The organism is Niallia oryzisoli (assembly GCF_036670025.1).
GTDB classification, from domain to species: domain Bacteria; phylum Bacillota; class Bacilli; order Bacillales; family Cytobacillaceae; genus Bacillus_BD; species Bacillus_BD oryzisoli.
On record NZ_CP137640.1, the window covers coordinates 2,433,149 to 2,453,917 of the forward strand.

The 20,769-nt window shown below is 33.7% G+C and carries 17 protein-coding genes and 2 pseudogenes; 16 read left to right on the top strand and 3 right to left on the bottom strand.

Features of this window, described 5'->3' with window-relative positions:
* Positions 1-113: 113 nt before the first annotated feature.
* The 9 genes and pseudogenes from R4Z09_RS12145 to R4Z09_RS12185 all read left to right on the top strand — a co-directional run.
* A complete protein-coding gene (locus tag R4Z09_RS12145; RefSeq protein ID WP_338452555.1) occupies positions 114-305 on the top strand; it encodes a hypothetical protein in 192 nt (63 codons plus the stop codon).
* A 200-nt stretch (positions 306-505) separates the two neighbouring features.
* Entirely contained in the window at positions 506-904 is a 399-nt protein-coding gene (locus R4Z09_RS12150) for a hypothetical protein (protein ID WP_338452556.1), read from the top strand.
* A gap of 1,254 nt (positions 905-2,158) precedes the next feature.
* Positions 2,159-3,094: a hypothetical protein gene (locus R4Z09_RS12155; RefSeq protein WP_338452557.1), complete on the top strand. Its 936-nt coding sequence runs from the start codon at positions 2,159-2,161 to the stop codon at positions 3,092-3,094.
* Between the two features lie 17 nt (positions 3,095-3,111).
* Positions 3,112-3,789, top strand: coding sequence for an HsdM family class I SAM-dependent methyltransferase (locus tag R4Z09_RS12160; RefSeq protein WP_338452558.1), 678 nt, complete (start codon positions 3,112-3,114; stop codon positions 3,787-3,789).
* A gap of 15 nt (positions 3,790-3,804) precedes the next feature.
* Positions 3,805-4,719, top strand: a complete 915-nt coding sequence (locus R4Z09_RS12165) for a hypothetical protein (protein ID WP_338452559.1) — start codon at positions 3,805-3,807, stop codon at positions 4,717-4,719.
* An 896-nt stretch (positions 4,720-5,615) separates the two neighbouring features.
* A complete protein-coding gene (locus tag R4Z09_RS12170; RefSeq protein ID WP_338452560.1) occupies positions 5,616-6,683 on the top strand; it encodes a hypothetical protein in 1,068 nt (355 codons plus the stop codon).
* Between the two features lie 685 nt (positions 6,684-7,368).
* Positions 7,369-7,587 carry a DUF1659 domain-containing protein gene (locus R4Z09_RS12175; protein ID WP_338452561.1) on the top strand — a complete coding sequence of 73 codons (219 nt, stop codon included), beginning with the start codon at positions 7,369-7,371 and terminating at the stop codon, positions 7,585-7,587.
* Between the two features lie 37 nt (positions 7,588-7,624).
* On the top strand, positions 7,625-7,756 hold the full coding sequence (locus R4Z09_RS12180) for a DUF2922 domain-containing protein (protein ID WP_338452562.1): 132 nt from the start codon (positions 7,625-7,627) through the stop codon (positions 7,754-7,756).
* Positions 7,757-7,938: 182 nt separating this feature from the next.
* Positions 7,939-8,066: pseudogene (locus tag R4Z09_RS12185) on the top strand (YvrJ family protein); the annotation flags it as partial.
* A 193-nt stretch (positions 8,067-8,259) separates the two neighbouring features.
* Here the strand turns inward: R4Z09_RS12185 and R4Z09_RS12190 are convergent.
* From R4Z09_RS12190 to R4Z09_RS12200, 3 genes are all read right to left on the bottom strand, one after another.
* Positions 8,260-8,502 carry a hypothetical protein gene (locus R4Z09_RS12190; RefSeq protein WP_338452563.1) on the bottom strand — a complete coding sequence of 81 codons (243 nt, stop codon included), beginning with the start codon at positions 8,500-8,502 and terminating at the stop codon, positions 8,260-8,262.
* Between the two features lie 157 nt (positions 8,503-8,659).
* Positions 8,660-9,274: a competence protein ComK gene (locus R4Z09_RS12195; RefSeq protein WP_338452564.1), complete on the bottom strand. Its 615-nt coding sequence runs from the start codon at positions 9,272-9,274 to the stop codon at positions 8,660-8,662.
* Between the two features lie 446 nt (positions 9,275-9,720).
* Positions 9,721-9,945: a helix-turn-helix transcriptional regulator gene (locus R4Z09_RS12200; RefSeq protein WP_338452565.1), complete on the bottom strand. Its 225-nt coding sequence runs from the start codon at positions 9,943-9,945 to the stop codon at positions 9,721-9,723.
* A 374-nt stretch (positions 9,946-10,319) separates the two neighbouring features.
* On the opposite strand from R4Z09_RS12200, the gene R4Z09_RS12205 reads away from it, so the two are divergent.
* From R4Z09_RS12205 to putP, 7 genes and pseudogenes are all read left to right on the top strand, one after another.
* A complete protein-coding gene (locus R4Z09_RS12205; protein WP_338452566.1) occupies positions 10,320-11,312 on the top strand; it encodes a helix-turn-helix domain-containing protein in 993 nt (330 codons plus the stop codon).
* 184 nt (positions 11,313-11,496) lie between these two features.
* Positions 11,497-12,362: pseudogene (locus R4Z09_RS12210) on the top strand (phosphorothioated DNA-binding restriction endonuclease).
* 83 nt (positions 12,363-12,445) lie between these two features.
* Positions 12,446-15,004: an AAA family ATPase gene (locus tag R4Z09_RS12215; protein ID WP_338452567.1), complete on the top strand. Its 2,559-nt coding sequence runs from the start codon at positions 12,446-12,448 to the stop codon at positions 15,002-15,004.
* Between the two features lies 1 nt (position 15,005).
* Complete coding sequence (locus R4Z09_RS12220) at positions 15,006-16,037, top strand: McrC family protein (RefSeq protein WP_338452568.1); 1,032 nt, start codon at positions 15,006-15,008, stop codon at positions 16,035-16,037.
* A gap of 81 nt (positions 16,038-16,118) precedes the next feature.
* Complete coding sequence (locus tag R4Z09_RS12225) at positions 16,119-17,102, top strand: restriction endonuclease (protein ID WP_338452569.1); 984 nt, start codon at positions 16,119-16,121, stop codon at positions 17,100-17,102.
* A gap of 667 nt (positions 17,103-17,769) precedes the next feature.
* Positions 17,770-18,153 (top strand): cell wall hydrolase, encoded by a 384-nt coding sequence (locus tag R4Z09_RS12230; protein ID WP_338452570.1) that lies wholly within the window; start codon positions 17,770-17,772, stop codon positions 18,151-18,153.
* An 851-nt stretch (positions 18,154-19,004) separates the two neighbouring features.
* The gene (putP, locus tag R4Z09_RS12235) at positions 19,005-20,486 is read left to right on the top strand and encodes a sodium/proline symporter PutP (protein WP_338452571.1); all 1,482 of its coding nucleotides are present in this window, start codon (positions 19,005-19,007) and stop codon (positions 20,484-20,486) included.
* Positions 20,487-20,769: the final 283 nt, after the last annotated feature.

Genomic DNA, 20,769 nt, shown 5'->3' on the forward strand with positions numbered 1-20,769 from the left:
ATTACAACATAGAAGGAATCTTCTGAATGAATGAGGAATTAATTAAACCCAATCAATTTCAAATTTATAATAAATGTAAATGTTTAACAGTAGTTATTAATTGGGGGGATTGAATGGGAAGAAAATTATCTTATCTCGAAGTTAAAGAGACATTTGAAAAAAGGGGTTACAAGTTATTAGAAAGTGAATATAAAGGTAAAGACATTACCATAGGCTGGACGGCTAATACCATTTGTGAAATTATACGACATACCATAGTAGCGTTAACGATAAATAATCTGAATGTAACGGTATCGGAAGATTAAGTTAGCATTACTAATCCTTTAATTTGTGGATGATCTATAAGGTGAAATAAAAACGCTAAAATTAATCTAGCGTTTTTTATATATAAACCTCCAATACTCTAGTCAAAAGCATAGAGTAATAGTATTATTATTATTATTATTATTTTGACTTGCCGGTCCCAAATAATAATAAAATACTTAAGAGAGGAATATAACATATTATGAAATTATTAGAGGCATATGAAGCCAAACGTGATCTTATCCATAAAGAACGTGAACTAATACGTCAGGAAAAAGTGATAATGGATAAAATCATAGCAGAGCTTATTAAATCAAACAAGGCAATTAAAAACGAATCATCTGAAATTCAATTTGAAAAAGAAAGTGAATTACCAAAAAAACAGCAAATTCAAAAGGGTCAAATTTCCTCTATTGATCTTGCAGAAATCATAAAACCTGTTCTTGTAACAAATCAAAAGATGACAGCTAAAGAACTTGAAGCATATCTACGTGATAACTTTGGTTTTACATGGAAAGCATTTGATGCAACAATGAGAAGTTTACGAACAAAAGGTTATTTGAAATTTAAAAAAGAAAACAATTACTATATCTTGGAGTAATTAAATTAATGGTACTAGTAATAGCTAGTGCCATTTTTTATATGCTAAGTTAAGGGTAAATGTTTATGTTGATGTAAATGTAAACATTTATATTAATATTAATAGCTTTGTTCATTTTTGTTTAAAGTTGCCCAATTTGGCAACTACATATATAAATGTAACGGTGCGTGTAATATAAGTCAACAATTTGTTGAATAGGATGTAACAAATTGTTAAGTGTGAGTTACCAAATGTGTATTGGAAATAAACTTAGATGTAGATGAGGGTCTATTGGAAAAATAGTTTAAGGAGTCGCTGCAACTGTTAAGTCTGGAATCAGAACATAATTAGGTGGAAATGAAAATGAAACTAAAATTATTAATGAAAGTAGGAGCTGGAGCAATAAAGGTAGTGAAACAGATACAAAGATAAATAAATATGTACATTCAGAAGAAAAAAAGGATATTAAGGAATTATTAGAATTTGGAACAAAAGTGGTGAACAAAAGAACTTACTAAAAGAAAAGTAAGACCATTGGACAAATATAAATTATATTTACTTGTGGAAATTGGTAAAAGAAAATGATGTTTGGAGTATGCTAGAATATCAGCAAGTCGTAATAAGAAAAATCACGAAATATGCCCTAGGGACAATAGGCCTTATATGAGAGCATTTAAAAGTATTGGTGAATTAGAAGCAGAATTAGCAGAATATTAATTAGAATTTAATGAATATCAAGAAAAAAACCACGAGAATTAATAAAAGAATAAAGTGCTTCGGCACTCTTTTTTTTGTCTGTAAAACAGACAACCGCATTCAATAAAAAAATATTATTTTATATCTCATTTATACTGACTAAAAGTAATAAGACTTCTGGACATAATATTCTAGATGGGCTTTTAGACAGGGTAATGGGGTATTTCTAATAATAAATAAAAATAACAATTTCCTATGTGTCCCGAACCCATAAATATTTGATATGATATTGTTCTAATTTATGAGTTTAGTTGATAAGTGTGTATTCAACTTAATTTCTAGATATGAAATTAAGTTTTAATTTGGATATAATGTATACTTTAAATTAGAGATCTTCTAAGTGATCCGTTATCTTTAAAATGTAGAATACTTTCCTTTTTGATAACTCTTTAAGATCATAATTTTTTCTATTAAATAAAATCTTAATTTTATATTATTCGGGAATAATGATCCCCTTGTTTTGTTCCAGGTTCAAAAATGATAAAATTATAATAGTTTGGAAATTGGAGAGTGAATTGTGTGGCAAAGGAAACTGGGAAAGCCAATAAGACAGTAAAAGAACAGAAAGAACACATACTAACAAGATTACCTTTGATAGATAAATTAATTGAATTGGGATGGGACTCTCATCAGCTACAATATCAACCAGAATGGCATGTTCCTAAAAGTCCTAGCGAGGCGGCTAAAAGGGAAGCTGGAAAAAGCTTTAAAGGATTTCCTGTTGACGTAGCAATATTTGACTCGGGTGAAAATGTAGGGAATTGGGAACACATTCAAATTATTATTGAAACCAAACAACCCGATATTACAACTGGCCTATCACAATTAGAAATTTATATGTCGTTAGAACCCCGTGTGTTGGTTGGATATTGGACAAATGGAACCGATGTGGTTGGTTTATTTAGAAATGCTGAAGGGAAATTTATCAGAAAAGATAAAGCAGATTTACCTAAACCTACAGATAACCTGCTAATTCCAACTGAAAAACCAATAAAATGGGGTGACTTAGAACCAGTTGATGCAAAGGGACTAAGAACTAGATTTGAAAGGCTTTTAAATAACATTGTATCAATGGATACTACTAGTACCAGAAGAGATGACCAATTAAACCAGTTATGTAATTTGTTATTAATAAAGCTTGAAAGTGATAAACGAGCAAAGATATATCCTAATGAACCTGTTACCTTCCAAGTTTGGAAAGATGAAGAGGAAACTTTTGAAAAGATAAAGGACTTTTTTATAAAAATGAAACTAACCCATTCGGATTTATTTAGCTCAATAACTGACCAGCAAATAAATTTGGATGCTTCCACTGTTCATATGGTTTGTTACGAAATTGGTAAAAGTAAATTACTTGATACCTCAATTGATACTCTATCTGTTGCATTTCAAGTTTTTAGGAATGCCAGTTTGAAATCCGAGAGGGTCAGTATTTTACACCGTATCCAATTATAAAAAGCGCCGTAAAATTAATGGAAATTCAATATGATGATGTGATTATTGATCCTGCTTGCGGTACAGGCGGGTTCTTACTAGAAGCTTTTTCAAGTATGAAAAATAGTATTACAAATTGGGATGATGGTGACGCAAAAGCTTGGGCCCAAAAACATTTATATGGTGTTGATAAAGACCAGATTAACGTAAAACTAACCAAAGCTATGATGATGATTTTAGGGGATGGGTCAACTCACACTTATTTGGGTGATTCGCTTAGAGCACACTTATGGCAAAAAAATTGGCCTTATTTAACAACTGGACTAAAAGATGGCCAATACACATGTGTTATTACAAATCCACCATTTGGTAAAAATTTAAAATTAACTGGAGCGGAAGCTAAGAAGTCTTCTTATTCGGTTGCCCAAAAATATGTAGAAGATAAAAAAACAGGTAAACATGTTTCGGTAAGTAATACTTATGAGAACAGAGAATTAGGAATTATCTTTTTGGAAAGATGCCATAATTTGCTAATTTCAGGGGGGAGATTAGGAATTATTCTGCCTGAAACATATTTTTTCTCAAAATCTTACTTGTGGCTTCAAGAGTGGATTGAAGACCGATTTATTCTTCGAGGATTAATAAATATCCCAATGGAGGCCTTCCAAGGTTTTTGTAGGGCCAAGACAAACTTCTATATATTCGAGAAGAAATAAAACGGAGGATTCAACATGAATATACCAAAACCTAGCTGGTACAAGGATAACCAGATATTAATTTCTAATCCACAAACATGCGGAATTAATAAAGATGGATTAGAACAATATAAGGTTGACCCTTTGACTGGAGAAAGGTCAAAGACTGAAATTGATGACCAGCTTTCTGAAAGTGTAGATGAAATATTAAATAGAAACATAAAAAACGAACATACAAGTTATATCGATGTAGAAAAGGTTAAAAAATCTAAGGTTTTAGTTCCTCAATATCATGATAAAAGTACTTTAGAACAAATCGAAAAAGCATTTACTGCAAATAAAGACTATACATTGAAGTCTTTAGGTCAATTAGTTAATGAAGGGTATATAACATTATTTTCTGGACATGGTAGTCCAAGCTCTGACCAAAGGATAGGGGACATTCCGTATATAAAGGTTTCAGATATTAGAGCTGGAAATATAAACATAAACCCCGCGAATATGATACCCGAAGAATTAGCGAAAAAGTACTGGAAAGGTGACAAGTCAAATTTGGAAGCTTATGATTTGCTTTCACCTGAAAGAGCCAGTAAGAATATTGGGGAATTTAGTGTATTAATGCCTGGTCAAGAAAATATAGTCCTTACGAAAGAAATCTTGATCATTAGAAGTTTACGTAAAGAATATATTGACCAATTTTATCTATTATGGGCATTATCGCTAAAGCTGGTTAGAAATCAATGGGATAGAATTATTTTAATGCAAACAAACCGTGAAGATGTTGGTGAACGAGTTCTTGAAATCCTTATTCCTTTTCCAAATAGTAAAAAAGTAGCCGATGATTCTTCTGAGCCGTTTAGAACTTATTACCAATCAATCGAGGCTGCAAGAAAAAATCTAAATAAATCACTTAAAAACGCAAAATACGAAACTCACTTTAGAATAGAATAGTTTTATAATGTAAAATAAAACCCTTCTCATAGAGGAGGGTTTTTATAGACTTACTTTTTCATTTTGTGAATGAATAAAATTGTGAACTTTATTGTTCAAGCTCTTTTTAGCAGTTCATAATGTTTTTATTTGATCAATGTATCTTCTGTTACACCATTCGATTTAGATTGGCAATAGTAATCTCCTGGGCTTCTTCCAAAATTGGAGAGATACCTTCTGCCAAAATGCCTTTCACCATCGTCGGAAAGATTTATAAATACGTAATAGTAATCCGGGTATTAGACAACTAAGTAAGTCATTACATCATTATGTTCATTAATCAAAAAGCCAGAATCTCTACCGACCGAGTCAGTAGCAAAATGATTTCTATGAAAATATAGGGAACATCTTATTAATCCATTGAAGGACATCGGTATATTAGTATATTATCCTCTTGAAAGAAAGGAAATTGGAGAATAATCAAGGTTTTATACTAAAAGCTATAAGGGGGTTAAATAATGCCAATTTCAAAAAATATTAAAAGGGAACATGTCTTGAAAGCTTATCTGAAATCGACATTCACGGGGATCCTGATGAAAGGAATTTAACTAAGTTTAATCTTTTATATGCAGGGCAACATTATCCACCAAAGTAGGTTTTAACGCTCGCTAACAAATATGCAAGCGGTCACCAATTGCTCCCTTAAGAATACAGTGTGGAATTATAACACGAAAGTTTAATTTGATACTTGGAGACACACTAAGATGAAATACTTTTTAAAGTGTTGTGGCTATGGAGTGATACGCCCCATTTAAATAATTTAAGGGATAAACAATTTAAGTTAAAATACAATTTGCAAAAGTAGTTTTATTAGCTACAAATTTACAAGGTTTGTAAAGTAAAAAGATGGTGATAAAGTGAACTTTTTAAATCAAATTATAAAAATTCTAAGTGATATTGAATCAGACTCCGTAGGTGATATTCTTACTATATTATCTGGTATTGCTAGTGGGCTTTTAACACTTGTTGGTTTAGTTTCAATTTTTATTTCCATAAATAGCCAACATATTATACAAAAACTAAGAGAACTTATGTGGGGCATTATTGAAATTCCAATAAATCAAAAAATTGGTGATATAGAGGCATATTTGAGATTTCGTGATAAGCTTGGAATGTATGAACAAATTTATCATAATAAAAAAGACCTTAACTCCTTTGTAGTTAAGGTAACAATTTTTATATTAATATTTTGTATTGGTTTGTGGGCTTTTTCTACATTCTTTCTTATTGAATCAAATAACTCAATACAGCCAGAAATCCAGCAAATTCTTATTATAACAACTGGATTGGCATGTATATTTCTCGTTGTTTTTATTTTTATATTAAACAGATTAAATAATATTCCGCTTATAAGTAATTTACCAAATCCTGAAGATTTTTTGGATGCTAATGAATTGAAATATGGTATAAACACACTTGCAATTGCTAGTATGACTTCGTCGATTATTATTAAAAGAGACGATTCGAAAAGATTTCAATTCTTCCTTTCCTTTCCATTTGCTTTTAAGAATTTATCTTTAACCGATGAACGAGCTGTTAATGGTTCAATGTCTACGGGGAATATTTCTGTTACCTCCTCATTAGTAAAAGTAGATGCAAGGAATTATAGACTTGAATATGGTTATTTGGGGAAGGAAAATAGAGAAAACTATTTATCTACAAAATATTGCTCATATCCAATTCCAGATGGTTTTAGTAATGCCTTCTGGCCTATTGCACTGTATTTTTATTTTCACAGTAATCAAGGAGTCCTAAGGGTCACCTATGAATTTACAGACAATACTGAAGCTAATAAACTCAATGATGAAAGTTTTTGGAATGGGCCAAGCCCCATGGTTCAAATGTATCCTACTAGGGTTTTAGAATTTAGTAATAACATAAGTAAAAATATTATAGATATTCCGTATATAAACATAAATCGTTAATTCTAAGCACGTCTAGTTACCAAACGAGTTGTTATTCTCGTCTAAAGTTTTTTAAATTCATATAAAAATAACTCATTAAATTGGTTAGCGAAACTGTGTGAAAATTTTCATGAGCACTTAAAATTATGGCCGTCTTTTGCTTTTTGCTCAAGGGACATGGTACTTTAAAGAAACTGAAATGACTACGATAAGACTGAACAGGATAACTTGAAAAATCTGTTGGGGATTGAGGATAAACGTTAGTTTGACAGCTTTCTGCCAAGTGATCTACTGCTAAAATAACGACACGGTCTTCAAAATTGTTGTGGTATGTAATTAATATCCAATTAAGCTAAATGCAAGAAATCCTGAAATAGTCTAAAGCAACTACTTCTTTTTTTATTAAATAACAAATTTACACGATACAACAGATATATAGCAATAAATCAATGGTTTTCTTATCGTTTTTCCAAGGGATTCGAACCACCGAACAAAAGTTTAGGAAATTATTGTAATAGTTATTTATTTAAATAAGTATGGTCAGAAACGACTGGTGAAAAATATTTAGACCACAAATTACTTCTAGTTCCAGTAAAAAGGAACCTGGTGTAACTTCTACTTATAATCATCGAAAAAAGTTAAACTCATGGGACACTTTTTGCTGCTCTCTCTATAAAAAAGAGCATGAAAGGAGAGGATGATAAAAATGGCACAGACATTGATAAAGTCGATGAAGCTACGACTAACTTTTGAGAAAGGGATTGACGAAGGTGGGAAATCAATTTTTAAGACGAAGACCTATAGCGGTGTGGTGGAATCGGCTACGGCGGATCAGCTTTACCAGATTGGGCAGTCACTGGCTTCCCTTTCGATTCATCCGCTTGCAACAGTTGAAAAGAATGGTATGTATGAAGTAATGGCCTAAGAAAGAACGACAACGTTAATGGGAGAGGATGAGGGATATGGTAAAAACACTCGAGTTGCACTTTACAACTGGTTTGGGAAAAACCTCAAAGCTGACAATTGATTATCCGAAGGAGCCAGTCGATAACGCAGCTGTGAAGCAGGTGATGGATTTAATTATTGTCGGCTAACATTTTTGGCGGTGGCAATCAAAGTTTTGTCAGTGTGAAAGAAGCGCGTCTTGTCGAGCATAACGTAACAGATTATGAGATTGTGTAAGACCGTGTCGAATCGTAATTGTTGAAAAATAAAGGGCTGCTTTCCTTCAGGAGGCAGCCTTTTCCAATATGAATAAAGAATAGAGGTGTCTTTCGTGGAACAGTTCATTCCCCTTAGTGAGGTCGGCTTTCCGATTGCCGTCACCCTGTTTTTGTTTTATCGAATTGAAGCAAAACTGGAAGCGTTGTTCAATCGATTCAAAGCCTGCCGGATCGATTAAGTGGAATTAGAATTTTGGGGATCTATCTATTGTTCAGACGAGTTTTATTAATGCATTTATGTGGTACATCAGGAAGTAAGGGAAGCCCTCTGTTTCCTGTTATATTGCTATTTTGCAAATCGCTTTCACGTTAAAAACTGCTTTATGAAACAATTATTTTCAGTAATAAACTTTTTTATAGTATGGCTAAATCTTTTATATTCCATAAGCCTGCAAATATAGTTCCTTTAGAGCCTTTCTTATGGCTGACTTTCGTCTGCGGGGATCTTCTCCGAATCCAATGCAATCTAAAAAAGGCGGTTTATTCTGACAAATGTTTACGGTTAAAGAGTAGCGGTTTTTGTAACGTATAATTTCAAATTCGATTTCATCTCCAAAATCGTTTATGACCTGTTTAACTTCTCTTGATATGTAATTTCCTGATAAATAATCTTCCACAATATAACGCCACCTTATGTTAAGGAACTTTTAAAACTATTTATTTAGATAAATGTACTTTGCATTTCATTAGAAAAGAGTCGATATTTTATTATAAGACGGAAGGGTTAGGTGTTACAATAAAGAAAAGAATAGATATGTGACGAATTCGTGCCAGTTACTCCTTGTTAAATTGCGCTGACTGATTTTTCACTACTTCCTTTTCTTTTTCCTTTTCCTTAGATTTTACCGTATAGTTCAGCTGGCCTGCTTCTTTTACAAAAATAATTCCCTTGTCTTCTTCATATAGGAGGGTCATAGTTTTTGTCATTTTCGAACGTTCTAATAAAACAGAGTGTAGGTAAAGAGCTTGATTTCGTTTGGTTTGGAGCAAATCTACTTTCATGTGAACGGTTAGGGAATGATTATCGATAAAATGAATAATTGTTTTCTTTCTGTCATTTGGATCTGGTTCAATGTCGTGAATATGAGAGTTGACAACCCAAACGATGCCTGTATGATGAATGGAATGGCAACGAATGAGGAATATATTATGTTGTATAGATAAACCAATGGGAACCTTATATTTCTTTTTCAATATTAATCGAGCGGATTCAATGGCACCATCCAGGTTAGATCCAAGATGAAGAACAGAGGCTTTTACTATATCATCAGGAGATTGACGAACAATAAAGGTTTGCTTCCCCTCTATGATTTGGGTGTATTCGTATCCATTATCAAAGTGAGAAATTAGTGCAGAAGTGAAAAGATTAATAAGGTAGTTGTCGATCATGTTGTGCCTCCAATATTTTGTTATTAGTTATGGATGATTATGGGAACTAAGATCGAGTAAGTTGGGTAAAATGTTTTTGGTTCACCTCCTTAATGTCGGAAATTAGGCTAAAGAAATAACATCATTTATTTTGTAGAGTAATAAAACTGAATATCATTATTTATAAAAAAGGTTTGAAGAGGGGAAACATCATTTAAAGAGGGTATTGAAAATTTTCGGAACTTTCCTAAATTATGATCATGTATTACAGTTTGTAACTAAACGGGGAACTTCCTTTACTAGAGCAATATCAAATATGATACGGCTTTCATTATAATCATCCTCTTTTCATGTATATCATTTCACAATAAGTTTCAAAAAAAAAATATAGAATGGACAGAAATAGGGAGCGAATATTATAAAAGATTTGATAGAAAGTAAATGGAAAAACACTTATGTAGCAGCATTTACTCTCTATTACTAGATTCAAAGTAAATAATTTCATTCATATCGTCGATATCAAGGGCATCTGCGATCTTTTTCAGATGGTTAAGATAGACAAACTCTCTTTCATTGTTTGCTAGTTCATTTAACGCTGCATGACGAATATCTGTACGTCTGGATAACTCTCTTAGAGAAATATTATATTTTGCTAGTAAGTCTTTAATATTTATAACTACATTTCTCTCCATCATTCTCCCCACAATCATAAATCATTGACTATAAGAAGAAATTACCATACTGGAAAAATTAAAGTGGTACGCCCAAGCGTACCATTGGGAAATAAATTTGGTTTTTTTATTGTTAATTTTCAAAAGATGATATTTTTATTACTTTTGTGATTTTAGACCAAAAATCGTATTTTCAGGGTGAATTGATATGAATTCGCCCTGAATTTATATCAATTCACCCTGAATTTGATCATTTTGCGGTGAAAATTGCATTTTTTGAGAAGTGTACAGGGTGTTTTTAATTTTATACATTGGAGTTTGAAAGGAAAGAAACTCTTCCTAAAGAAGTTTCTTTTTCTAAATAACATCATGAAACCCTCTAGGAGGAATGACCAATGGATAAGCTGAACTATGAAACCATCAAAAACTATCAATCTTTTGCTACGGTCGAGGAAATGGATCAAGTGGTTCGTGGATTTTTATATAAATTTAAGTCTTCATTATCAGATGGAGCAATCAAGGTATTGCATTATCTATGGAACTATTCTGTAAAGGTTGTTGGGGTGTCATTTTCTAAGTATGATACAATGGCCACAGCTGTCGGGCTGAGCCGGAGGACCGTTATTCGTGCTGTGAAAATGTTGGAGGAGCTCCTCTTTATCAAGAAGATCCCGACCGTGCGTATGAACGGAAAGCAGGGTGTCAATCTGTTTGTGATCCAGCCTTTTGAAACGATTGATTCTTTATTAACTCCGTTGTCACCCCAGGATGTCACTCGTCCATTCACTCCTAATAAAGCAGAGAATAAACAAAGCTCACTCTGTGAGAATAAAACACAAAATCGTATTATCGTAAAGGAGACTGAGGTTGAAGATTCAGTTAATGAAATAGGATTAAATTCAAAGGCAGTTAACGGTTCAGTTGTGGATTGTTGTAAAAATGCAGAGGGTGAAAAAAGTAAAGATTTTAAACAAAATACAGAACTAACACCAAGAGAAGAGTTGAAGAGTTCAAAATCAAGTGCAGATGATAAAACAAAAGTTCAGCTAAAACCGGTTAAATGGCGTCAATTCGATATAAGCTTTTTACCTGAGTATGTGAATAAAGATTTTGTCCTAGCGGCTAAACCATTTTTTCATATTGGTAATATCCATAAGCTTTGGTCGAAGATTCAATTGGCATATAGAAAAGTGAAGTTGATGGCAAGTCTAGATGATGTGATGGAGTTGATTATTGCTGACTTTAAACGGACGGTCTTTATGTATAGGGAAGGGAAGATTCACAGCACATTTGAAGGGTATTTTTATAGCGTTATTTATGGGAGTTTGTGGGGTTTAAAGGTGCAGGAATATCAGGAAGAATGGTATGAGAAAGTAATGAAACGTTAATTAAATTTTAGAAGTATTTTTCTGTGATTTTATAATTTACAAGTGTAAATTATTTTATTATAAAAGCTATGAATACCTTAATTTTCCTTCTTTTCAATTTAATTTGTTATAATTAAATTAATAAATCCTGAGGAATTAATTTTTTAATGCTTTAATAATTATTTAATGATTGAAGGAATTTGGTATGAATAAAGAGCAGCTAATTAACAGAATAAGTGATTTATCTATATGGAAAAAGGGGATCAACGAGCTCCACATAAACCTCTGCTTATTCTATATTCAATAGGGCAACTTCAAAGAGGGATGCCTCGTTTAATTGAATATAGTAAAGCTAGGGACACGTTGAAAGAATTACTAATCGATTTTGGCCCATTGAGAAAATCATATCATCCAGAGCAGCCGTTTGTCAGATTAGTTAATGATGGAATCTGGGAACTGTCTGTCAATGTTAATTCAAGTAAATTTACCAACAAACAATTACTAGAAAATAATATAGCAGGTGGCTTTTCGCAAGCAGTCTATGATTTATTAATAAACGATCGATTACTACAACAAGAGTTAGTTGAGATGATACTATCAACGCATTTTCCAGCAACCATACATGAGGATATTTTAGAATCCATTGGTATTGATTTTAATGTAAAAAAAATAAAGAATAGGGACCCAAAATTTCGAGAGAATGTATTACGGGCATACGAATACAGCTGCGCTATATGTGGATTTAATGTTCGATTAGGAAGTAAACTTGTAGGGATTGAGGCTGCACATATAAAGTGGCATCAAGCAGGTGAACCAGATATAGAGGAAAATGGTATTGCTTTATGTTCTCTCCATCACAAGCTTTTTGATATGGGCATTTTTACTATAAACAACGAGAGACGCTTCTTAGTTTCTGAATATGCCAACGGAAATAAAGGCTTCGAAGAATGGGTAATGAAATATCATGGTCAATTGATAAGAAATCCAATTCAGTCCTATTATGTTCCGAACCATAAATTTCTAGGCTGGCATATTCGTGAGGTATTTAAAGGACCATATAGAGCTGTATGATAATGAATAGTAAACTGAATGAGGTATATTAGAACTTCATGTGTTAACGTTAGAATTATTTGAAGAGGTGTAAAAAGTAAAAAATGGATTTCGAATACCTGCAAAAACAACTATTAAAAGATTCATACATAGATATATCATTTCAAAAGTATATAGCATTTAAACAAACTGAACATTATGATGAGTCCTATAAACAGGAAATTTTGCCACGGTTAAATGAATTTTTAAAAGGGCAGGAAATCAATGAATTAACGGTTGTAGATATTGTCAAAAAGATTCAAAAAGAAAATCCCTCATCAGGAAGCTTTGTTCATTGGAGTAACACGGCGGATTTGGTTAAATATGCAGAGGATGAACCTGTGGAAGTTGCGGAATTAATGAACCAACTATACTATTCAGCTATACCAGTTGAAGAACGAATTGAAGGCTTTCGGAATAATGGAAAACAGTATAATCCCAATATTTCATTAGGTGCCCCTTTATTTGGCTATCTATTAGCAGCCTTCGATTATAAGAAGTATCCACTGTATAAACAAGAGGTTTTTACAGATTTAAAGAAATCCTACGGAATTGATATGAAGCTAGGCCTCGTCGGCAGCAATTATGAAGCCTACTTGCAAATTTGCCAAATAACACTTGATCATTTTCAAACCAATTACCCCGACCTATCGATGTTAGACATTCAAGATTTCTTTTTCTGCAGTTCTCAATATAAAAAAATATATGTAGAAAGTGCAGTTGTTTATTTAGATAGATTAGCATCAGAATTAGCTCGATTCAAGAACCAGCCGTCCCAGTTATTAGATACTATTATTGGATTTGATCGAGAGCAATTGATATCTTTAAGAAATCGTTATCAAAATACGGAAAAAATTAATCGCATTCGATTTTTGCTGATCGATCGAATTTTGGAAACGGGTTCCATTCAAATGGATGAATTGGAAAAGTTGAAAAATGAAGTAAATGAAAGATATGAGACCAATATATTACAAGCATGGAATAACTACTTTATCTTGTTTGAGCTATATTATGCTGACAAAAAAGAGAAGGTGAGAGAAGAACTTCGTAAAATACATCAGTCAATTCGCAGTATAGAAGAATTTAAAGAGTTGAAATTTGTTGAAGACAAGGTATTGAATGGATTTAACTGGAATCAGAATTTTGGTGGTTCCGAATGCTGGCTAGCGGTATATGAAGCTTCTTATAGCAATCACCGGACAGCGCCGCAATTTTTTGTTTCAATTGCTGAGAAGGGAATTCGTTATGGATTATTATATGGAGATCAACATCCTAACAGAGGTCAAAACGATCTGATCATGCATTCTGATGTTGAAACTTTTACATATGAGGATTTCGAACAAAAGATGGTTGATGTTTTAAATCAGTTTCGAAGTTCAGATCATGTAGTCGAACCAAGAGAACCTTATGAATTAGAACAAGAAATCAGTACAGAAACGTGGGTTGAGCTCCTTCAAAGGAAGGACATCTTTCATGACTTTGATCTCGTTTATATTCATAAGATGTATGAACTGGGGGGAGAAGCAACGGCAACGCAATTGGCAGAGGCGTTAGATAAGCATTTTTCTTCATTTAATACACCTGTTGTCCAGCTGGCCAAACGGATCCTTCAAGCTGTGAATCAGAATCCTCCTAAAAGGAATGATCGTAGAGATATTTATTGGAGTGTATTGTTTACGGGTGAAGCTGCTGAGAATGGGCATTTTATATGGAGGCTGAAACCAAATCTAAAAGTAGCCGTTGAAGCGATTGGACAAACTGTGAAGAATGAAACGTTTGAAACCTATACAAAAGAAGAATTTTTAAAGGAAGTCTTCATGGATGAAGATCAGTACGAAACAACCATCAATCTGCTTCATTATAAGAAAAATATCATTTTGCAGGGACCTCCTGGAGTTGGGAAAACTTTTGCTGCGAAACGGCTTGCTTATTCATTAATGGGGATAAAAGATACCAACCGAGTAGAGATGGTCCAATTTCACCAAAATTATGCATACGAAGATTTTGTCATGGGGTATAGGCCTACTGAACAAGGGTTTATCCTTCAAAGTGGGATTTTCTTTGATTTTTGCCAGGAAGCAATCGCCAATCCTGAGAAGTCCTATTTCTTTATTATTGATGAAATCAATCGTGGCAATTTATCAAAGATTTTTGGCGAACTCTTCATGTTGATTGAACGAGATAAGCGTGATGAATATGTGACGATGGGTTATTCAAAAGAAAAGTTTACTGTACCTAGTAATGTGTATTTGATTGGAACCATGAATACAGCTGATCGTTCCTTAGCGCAATTAGAAGTCGCCCTTCGCCGCAGGTTTGCTTTTGTCGCACTTGGACCAGTTTTTAATGAAAAATGGAGCTATCATTTGCAAACGTCCGGTGTATCTGAACAAATGATTAAGCGGATTTTATATATAGTGGAAAATGTGAATAAGGAAATTATAGAAGATTTCCAATTAGGAAGAGGCTATGCCATTGGTCATTCCTTTTTTACCTCAAAGCCTGAAAATATGAATGAAGAAACATGGTTTAAAGGGATTCTCAACTATGAAATTAAACCGCTGTTAGAGGAATATTTCTTTGATCGTCCCGAAGTCATCCAAGCATTACTTGAGGATATGTAATATGGATAGTCTATTCAAAGTACCGATTCGAAATTTATTCTGCATGCTCAGCTATGTGAATGAAAGTCTCGAGTTAATAGAGAGTTTGAATGATGTAGATGAGGATCTGATAACATTTGATTTTATTGTGAACCAATTTTTAAAGGAAGTAGAAATAATAAATCGACGAGGATTTGTGAAGGATTATGTATCGGTGATTGAAACCACTGGCAGAGTAGGCGGTCGTGTGATGATGACTGAATCGATGTCCTATATATTGGCAAGACAGCCGGTTGTTGTTTGCGAAAAGGATCATTACACGGCAAATATTTTACTCAATCAAATCATGAAAAGCACATTGCAAGCCATTTGTAAAAATCGGTTCGTAAAAAAAGAGACAAGAATGACAAGTTTTGCCTTTCTTGATTATTTTCCCGAGGTCGATTCACCACCCATTACAAAGGGGATGTTTTCAAGAATCTATTTTGGCAGACATAATGTCTATTATCGAAGAATGATCCATCTTGCACGTTTATTACATGAATTGACCTTATTATCCCATAAAAATGGAAATTGGAGTTTGTTTTCTGCGGAGCTAGATGAAGCATCTTTGAATTCTATTTTTGAGAAGTTTTTATTGAACTTCTATCGCATTGAACAAGAGGATTACCGAGTTTCTTCAGAGGTAATGCAATGGAATCTGAAAGGCAATCGAACATTATTGCCGTCTATGAGGACGGACATCTCGTTAACGCATAAAAATGGTCTTGAGAAAATCGTTATGGATGCTAAGTTCTATAAAAATGTATTTCAGGAGCATTTTGGAAAGGCTTCCTTTCATAGTCATAATCTGTATCAGCTTTTTACTTATCTTATGCATCAGCCCAAGGAGAGCAATCTAAGAGGAATTTTAATTTATCCATTTAATGGAGCAGAAGTGAATGAAACTTATCGTTGGGATGAACGGATTACGATGGAAGTGAAAACGGTGAATTTGGATGATTCTTGGAAGGGGATTTATGAGAGATTGATGAATTTACTTTATGAATGCTAGATATAATGAAACATTAAATTCATTCCAATTAAATGTTGGATTAATAAATTGCTTTTTAAACATATATGGAGCTGATATTATATGACAAAGTGGTGGATGATTCGTGCTGGTGATAAAAATGAGCTGATTCCAATTTGGCTAGAAAAAGGGATTGCTTCAATTGGATGGCCGCAATTGGAAAATCCTAAACAATATCAAAAGAAAGGAGAAATGCTGAGAAAGGCGGATATTGTTTATCCTGAGTCAAAGCCTCAATCAAGAAATAGCTGGGTTAATCAAGTCTGGCGGTTTAGTACAGAGATACAGACTGGAGACAGAGTGATATCCTATTCCAAAGAAAAAAGAGAATACATAGTCGGCACCGTAATAGAACAACATTTTTATGATCCTACTGTAGGACATCCTGAATATCCAAACATCATTAAAGTCAATTGGGAACATACAACTGTTGAAAGAGATTTGTTAACACAATCAGCCAAAAATAGCTTAGGTTCAACTTTAACTGTTTTTCGTATTGACCAGTGGGGAAAGGAAATAGAGCAGTTGTTAAAAAACCCTTCTTTAGTATTTACAGACGAAAATGATGATAATGAAGAAAATGAAGTTGTGGAAGACTTTGTGGCTAAAGCTTTGGTGATGATAGAGGATAAAGTAGATAAATTAGATCCTTGGCAGATGCAGGAATTGGTTGGCGGGCTTTTGGAAGCAATGGGTTACAACGTTCGCATCAGCCCAAAAGGTCCTGATGGTGGAGTAGATGTATTAGCTTATAAAGATGCGTTTGGTTTTGAAAAACCAATTATAAAAGTACAAGTAAAACACCGCAAAAGTTCAGCTTCAGCTCCTGAAATACAGCAATTATTAGGTGCCAACCCAATAGATGCTAACAGTCTATTTGTTTCAACAGGAGGTTTTACATCACATGCTGAAGCAGTAGCAAAACATAACTCCGTACGTCTAGTTGATTTAGAAGAATTGGTAAGGTTAATTGTTGATTGGTATGAAAAAATGCCAAATGATAAACGAGTACTGCTGCCGTTACAGAAGGTGTATGTACCTGAATAATTTTTAGGTTGGGTAAGTATCAAATTGTTCCTTGTTCCGTTTTTGTTATATAAAGCAGTGGGACGCTACAGGCGAAATGTCTTGACTTGAATCAATTCGACGGTTCTTCCGTTTCATCTTCGTGTAATGAAACGGGAGAACCATCCCTATATCACATTGGAGAAGTTAAGTATACTACAAGTACTGATTACACGATAACGGGTTTACGTGAACTAGTGGATTATATGAAGCTGATAAAAGATAAAAAGAATAATTTTTTAGACGAAAACGCTAAAGTAGAGATTTATGGGATGCTATTTAGTGATTGTAAATTGGCTAATGACATAGAGGTAGCCAAACTTTTAAATTTTTATGAACCTGATGTTGTGAAAAAGTGCGATGTATTTCATTGAACTATTAGTCTTCTCATTTGGGGAAGGTTATTTTTTATTTCTACAAATTAATTTCATTTTCCATTTATAACTATTAAATAGTGAATTTATAATAGGTATTTAGTATTATTGAATCATGGAAATATAACTATATTTTAAGAAATTAAAATATGTTTAATGATAATATAAGTGGTTGTTTTAATGGCTGTGGCATTGAGAAGAGAAAATTATGGTCCTAATTACCCGAGGAGAAAGGGCCGATAGAGGTTAAAGAAGAAATAAAAGAAGAGGAAACGGTGGAACCAGCCATTTCTCTTTCTAATGAAGAAAAAGACTTATTTGCTAGATTAGTAGAAGCAGAAGCAAAAGGTGAATCTTATGAAGGAAAAGTAGCCGTTTCGACGGTTGTCTTAAATTGGGTGGAGTTTCCCGAGTTTCCAGATACGGTGACAAATGTCATTAATGAGGTGGTAGGCAATGCCTATGCCTCAGTACAACAAAACGGTGAAATCAACAAACCTGCGTCAGATGACTCAATACGAGCTGTGGAAGAAGCACTAACAAGAAAAGATCGTTTACATGACTCCATTTACTTCTATAATCCAGAGATTGCAACAGATACTTGGATTCGCAGCCGTGAAGTCGTTACAACGATTGGAAACCACGTCTTTGCGAAATAAGGAATAAGGGAACGGTTCGAGGTCACTGAAAAATCCACTGTTTTCAATGGTCCCGAACCGTTTCCGAACCAATAAGGTTACACTTTATTTTAAAAATATTCCTTCAGTAATTCAATAATGAAACTAAAATTTATTATACTAACAATCCTTTTAAGCATATGAATTTCCTGGAATTTTAGTGTAAAATACAGAATGAAAGCTATATTGCTTTGACACTAGTCGAAGCATATGGAAAAACCCCCTATGGTTTGGTGTCTAGTCAACATCCAATATTCCATTTAGGGGGTTTTTCATGTTTGGACAATGTATGGCTTTAAACCATTTAATAAACAGCTAATTGTACTAGTGAAACGAAGGGACATCAAAGAGCTCCGAGTCCATGGACACATTAAAAGCGACCATTCGCCTAAAAAAATAAATCCCGCATAAGTGTATACGGATAGAATCAACCAAGTTACATTAGGGCTTACCTTTGGTCTACGAAAGTTGAGCTAACATTATAGACAAATTTTAGTTGGTGACAGTTCTTATTTCACTCATCTGAATTTACTGAATATTAAAACTTTAATTATTTTTATTAATAGCTCTAACACTTGATACAAAGGGATTCTATGCTTGTTTTATCAAATCTATTATACTTATACGTCCTTGAATCTTAATAAATATTTTGATAGCTTAGACCATAACCATAAGCGGTGAACGATTTTTGTATTGATTCCTGTACAAGTTAATTCAGTAGTATCTTCCGTCACCCCTTCTTTGGGAAAGTAAATTTTGAAATTTTTTTGTGCAGGATTAACTGATTCTTGCTTCACTTTATTGGTGAAAAATAATATTAAAGGAGAGATAGGATGGGTATTGGAGTTTATATTTCTTTAGCAATCTATTTTATTGGGATGTTGTTGATTGGGTATTACGCCTATAAGAAATCAACAGATAATATTGAAGGGTATATGTTAGGTGGACGCGGTTTAGGACCTGCTGTAACAGCGCTTTCAGCTGGCGCATCAGATATGAGTGGATGGATGCTTATGGGCTTACCAGGAGCAATGTATGTAACAGGTATGTCCAGTCTATGGCTTTCTGTTGGTTTATGCCTAGGAGCTTATCTTAACTATATCCTTGTAGCACCACGATTAAGAACTTATACAAAAGTAGCAAACGATTCAATTACGATCCCCGACTTCTTCGAAAATCGCTTTAAAGATAAAACGAGAATACTACGATTAGTTTCAGCCATTGTTATTATCATCTTCTTTACACTTTACACATCAGCAGGTATGGTGTCTGGTGGTGTACTTTTTGAATCTGCCTTTGATTTAGATTATAAAATAGGGTTATTTGTCACAGGTGGGGTTGTTGTAGCTTATACGCTTTTCGGTGGATTTTTAGCGGTTAGTTTAACGGATTTTGTTCAAGGAATTATTATGTTTGTAGCTCTTGTATTGGTACCAATTGTCGCCTTTACAGATTTAGGTGGTATACAGCCTACCTTCGATGTTATTCGTGAAATAGATCCTACTCTGCTCGATTTCTTTAAAGGTACAACTGTTATCGGGATTATCTCATTATTGGCATGGGGCTTGGGATATTTTGGGCAGCCGCATATCATCGTTCGTTTTATGGCAATTACCTCAGTAAAAGAGTTAAAGCCTGCACGTCGAATTGGGATGGGCTGGATGATTATTTCGATCATTGGTGCAATGTTTGTAGGTCTTGTTGGAATTGCATATGTAAATCAAAGAGGTGTTACACTTGAGGATCCTGAAACAGTTTTTATCATGTTCTCAAATGTATTATTCCACCCGTTTATTACTGGCTTTTTACTTTCAGCAATTTTAGCAGCAATTATGAGTACAATTTCTTCTCAGCTTCTAGTTACATCTAGCGCATTAACAGAAGATATTTATAAAACATTCTTTAAACGAGATGCAGCTGATAAACAACTCGTTCGAATTGGTCGTTTAGCTGTACTACTTGTTTCGATAATAGCAATCTTATTATCCTTAACACCAAATAATACAATTCTAAATTTAGTTGGGTATGCATGGGCAGGATTCGGTTCAGCATTTGGTCCAGCAATCCTATTAAGCTTGTATTGGAAACGTATGAATGTCTGGGGTACGCTTGCAGGAATAATTGTTGGTGCATTCACGGTTATTATTTGGATCAGTAATGAGGCTCTTAAAGGATTTATGTATGAAATGATTCCAGGCTTTATCTTGTCATTAGTAGCAATCATCATTGTAAGCATCCTAACTGCCAAACCTTCAACAGAGGTCGACACAGAGTTTGATGAAATGAAAGAAACATTGAAAGCTGAGCTTAAATAAGAGAAAAATTTAGTTAAAAGCCATCCGGATTAGTAACATTAAGAAATACAACGTTTCAACCTGGGACTGAATTGAAGCGAAGGGACGGTTCTCGTGTTTCTACAATGAGGATTATAGGTATTGTTCAAGTTTAACTTGAAGAAAATCAAAAAATTCCCTGTAGAGAGTTATCTCCACACAGATATTGATTTAATGATTGAAATGGCAGAACCGTCCCGGCGTTTCCCGGCGTTTCAAGATTGGCTTATGTTAAAAGTTGTTCAATTATTAAGGATATAAAAGT